3 protein-coding genes are annotated in these 4051 nt (G+C 45.4%); all 3 read left to right on the plus strand.

The window, feature by feature from the left end; genetic code table 11:
• Nucleotides 1-114: 114 nt before the first annotated feature.
• The 3 genes from PX481_RS25990 (at nucleotide 115) to PX481_RS26000 (ending at nucleotide 3858) form a co-directional block, all read left to right on the plus strand.
• Nucleotides 115-2106: a DICT sensory domain-containing protein gene (locus tag PX481_RS25990; RefSeq protein WP_288024283.1), complete on the plus strand. Its 1992-nt coding sequence runs from the start codon at nucleotides 115-117 to the stop codon at nucleotides 2104-2106.
• A gap of 162 nt (nucleotides 2107-2268) precedes the next feature.
• Nucleotides 2269-3474, plus strand: a complete 1206-nt coding sequence (locus PX481_RS25995) for an argininosuccinate synthase (protein WP_002760380.1) — start codon at nucleotides 2269-2271, stop codon at nucleotides 3472-3474.
• A gap of 246 nt (nucleotides 3475-3720) precedes the next feature.
• Nucleotides 3721-3858 carry an element excision factor XisH family protein gene (locus PX481_RS26000; RefSeq protein WP_002760378.1) on the plus strand — a complete coding sequence of 46 codons (138 nt, stop codon included), beginning with the start codon at nucleotides 3721-3723 and terminating at the stop codon, nucleotides 3856-3858.
• Nucleotides 3859-4051 lie beyond the last annotated feature (193 nt).

Below are 4051 nucleotides of genomic sequence, written 5' to 3' on the forward strand. Positions count from 1 at the left end.
GCCATCACGATCTCACCTCTTGTCCCCTTGAGCCTGTAGGATAGGGTCAAGGGAGAAATTGCTAGTTCCCTCTATTGCGCTTGCTAGTCACACTCGACTCGAAACAGATCATCGATGAGCAGATCAACTTCTGTTTTAACAGAACTGTTGCAGTTACTCCCCCAATGGCGATCGCAGATGTACTTCAAAGCATCCCTGACCGCGCTATCCCACGCCATGGAGGATCAGGTTTTAGCGGAAGACGATCAACCGTTAGTGATTGCCAGTTTTCAGCGTGAGCGCTTTTATCGTCAAGAAGCCCATCGCTATCGACGCATTGCCCACAAAAGCGGGCAAGTTTACGTTTTGTCCGCCCCAGAAACCGATTTTAAGCATAGTTCCGACGTTTACGAGACGATCGCTTTTCAACCAGAGGACAGTTTAGCCCAAGAATGGCATCTAGTGGTTATCGGTGGCCATTATGCTAGTTGTTTAATCTGTCGGGAACGAACCCATCTGACAGCAAAGGGGGAAAATGGGGCAGCTATGGATAATAATCGCCGTTTTGAGGGGATTTGGACGAGCGATCGCCATGTGAGTCAACAGGCCGCCCAAATTCTTTTAAATCATATTCTCGATTATCGTCCCGAACTAGCGGAGAAAATTAGGCGCGCTCAAGAAGAATACCTGATCTGTGAACTGACGGACAGGGATCATCAAGAGGAACCAGATCCCTTTGTCCAGCGATTGGTCACTTATTTGCAAGCGGGACAGTATAAACTGCTGAAAGCCAATCGTTCCTTGGCATCGAAAGAACACAAGGAAAGACTGATCAACTCGGTGACAGCCTCGATCCGTCGTTCCCTCGATCCGGAAGCTATCCTACAGGTGGCAGTGCAGAAATTGGGGCAGGGATTGGGAGTCTGTCGCTGCGTGGTCTATCGTTGTAAGGAAGCCGACATTAACGCCACCATCGAACACGAATTTTTAAACTCCGGCATTAGTTCCATCAAAGGACAAAAATGGCCACTGAAAAATAATCCTCTTTTTCAGGAAGTGCTGGAATTGAGAGAATCCCTGAAAATCGAAGACGCTATTCACGATCCCCGTCTCCCCGGCGATTCCATTCAAAATCTCGTGCGGGAATGTTCCATCTATTCTTGGTTATTAGTACCGATTTTTTACCAAAGTCGTCTCTTGGGAATGTTGGAACTGCATCACTGTGGACCCTATACCACCACTTGGAAAAGCGAGGATGTCGCCCTTGTGGATGCGGTGGCCACTCAAATCGGAGTCGCCCTCATTCAAGCAGAAGCCTACGCTAATTTACAGGATTTAAATGAACAATTAGCCGCTCTCGATCGCACTCGTTCTAATTTAGTCGCCATAACCGGCCACGAATTACGCACCCCCCTCTCCACCATTCAAGTCTGTCTAGAAAGTTTGGCCTCGGAACCGGATATGCCAGCAGAAATGCGCCAAATTATGCTTGATACTGCCCTGAAAGATGCGGAACGAATGCGTAAATTAATCCAAGATTTTTTAACTCTTTCCAGGTTAGAAAGTGGCCGGGTTAATTGGAATCCCGAAGCTTTATCCTTATCGGAATGTGTGGAATTAGCCATCAGTCACGTTCACTCCCGCAATCTCGACAACGAAAATCCAAAAATTAGCAATCTTGTCCCCCCTAATCTGCCCTTTGTTTTAGCCGATGGCGAGTGGTTAGTGGAATTACTTTCCAAACTTCTCGATAATGCCTGTAAGTTTACCGGTCGCGAGGGAAATGTCTCGATCGAAGTCGCTTCGGGAAAGCCAAAAACTCTAGAAGTAACCATTTCTGACACTGGACGCGGGATCGAACCCAATCGTTTAGAACAGGTTTTCGATCGCTTTTACCAAGAGGAGGGGGCCCTGCGACGCAGTGCCGGGGGAACCGGGTTAGGATTGGCTATCTGTCGTCAGATCGTCAATGGTTGGGGCGGCGAAATTTGGGCAGAATCTAGGGGCAAAAATCACGGCAGTCAGTTTCATTTTACTATTCCAATATTTAAAGATAAAACTAACGATAATCCCCAAAATACCGCTCCGAAAAAATCTTCCCGTCGTCCTGCTAGTAAACGTAAATAGCGGCTGGTTGCCCGTTTAGTTTTGGCTCTCTACTCGTGACTTCCTATTCCTTTTCTTCATCAAAAACTAAACAAAAAAGCATTAAAAAAGAAGCATCCAATCCCCAGGATATATAATAAACTTAAAAGAGTAATCAATTAGTCGTTTTTAGGTGAAAAAATTATGGGACGTGCCAAGAGAGTGGTTTTAGCTTATTCCGGAGGAGTCGATACTTCCGTCTGTATTCCCTATCTCAAACAGGAATGGGGAGTAGAAGAAGTGATTACCCTAGCCGCCGATTTAGGACAGGGAGACGAATTAGGACCAATTCAAGAAAAGGCCCTGCGCTGCGGAGCGATCGAATCCTTAGTGGTCAATGCTCAAGAAGAATTCGTCAAAGAATACGCTTTTCCCTCAATTCAAGCTAATGCTCTCTACGAAAATCGTTATCCCCTTTCTACCGCCCTGGCTCGTCCTTTAATTGCTAAATTATTAGTAGAGGCCGCCGAGAAATACGGGGCCGATGCCGTCTCTCACGGCTGCACCGGCAAAGGTAACGATCAGGTGCGTTTTGATGTGGGCATTATGGCCCTCAATCCTAGCTTAAAAGTTCTCGCTCCCGCCAGGGAATGGGGCATGAGCCGGGAAGAAACCATCGCCTACGGGGAAAAATTCGGGATCGAGTCTCCCGTGAAAAAATCCTCGCCTTTTAGTATCGATCGTAACCTGTTGGGGCGCAGTATTGAAGCCGGTCCCTTGGAAGATCCGATGACGGAACCCCCGGAAGAAATCTATCTCATGACCAAAGCGATCGCCGATACTCCCAACGAGCCGGAATACGTCGATATTGGTTTTAATCAGGGGATTCCCGTCAGTTTAAACGGAGAAAATCTCGATCCTGTCACGCTAATTAGTCAATTAAATGACCTAGTGGGTAAACACGGTGTTGGTCGGTTAGATATGATCGAAAACCGGGTAGTGGGAATTAAATCCCGAGAAATTTACGAGGCCCCGGCTTTATTAGTTTTAATTGATGCTCACCGGGACCTAGAAAGTTTGACTTTAACTGGAGATGTTACCCAATATAAACGGGGAATTGAAGATACCTACGGACAGTTAATTTATAAAGGATTGTGGTACAGTCCCTTAAAGGAAGCGATCGATGCTTTTATCCTCAAAACCCAAGAACAGGTAACGGGATCGGTGCGAGTCAAACTGTTTAAAGGTAACGCTAAAGTCGTCGGTCGTCAGTCAGTCAATTCTATCTATTCTCCCGATTTAGCTACCTACGGGGCCGAGGATCAATTTGATCATAAAGCTGCTGAAGGTTTCATCTATGTTTGGGGATTACCGAGCAAAGTTTGGGCCGAAAAAACTAGAGGGAAGTAATCAACAATCCTCCCCTAAGTAAGTGGGTGTTAATTCAGATACCCCCGCCTATCGGCACCCCCCTTATCAAGGGGGGCAGGGGGGATCAGTACCCCCCTTATTAAGGTAGGGTTGATTCACGAATCAACCCCCAAGGTAGGGTTAATTCATGAATTAACCCTACCTTGGGGGAAGGGGGGATCAGCACCCTTATAAAATTAAATATAAAGATGTTGAATTTTTGCTGATTTAGCAGCAGAAAAACCTTTGCCTGCTGAAAGAAATGGACGTAAAATTGTTGTAGAAATCAAAAGCTTTTTAAGTCCCTCACCTATGAGAGATTTTGAAATAGCTTTAGGACAATATATTTTATATCGAAATTTAATCAGTCTTGCCGTGAGTTAAGTTATCGGTAAATCTTGCCTCGAAATCTGAGGTTTATAAAAGAAGCTTAAAGGAGCTATTCTGTTACTTTTGAACCAGTTTATCCCTATGGGTAACAAGAATTTGAGCTATAATCATAATATCTCTATAACCCCACATAAAAAAGGCTTATGGCCATTTCAATTACTTTAACCCTACCTGATGAGATTTTTAA

It is taken from the genome of Microcystis sp. M53603_WE2 (assembly GCF_030065435.1).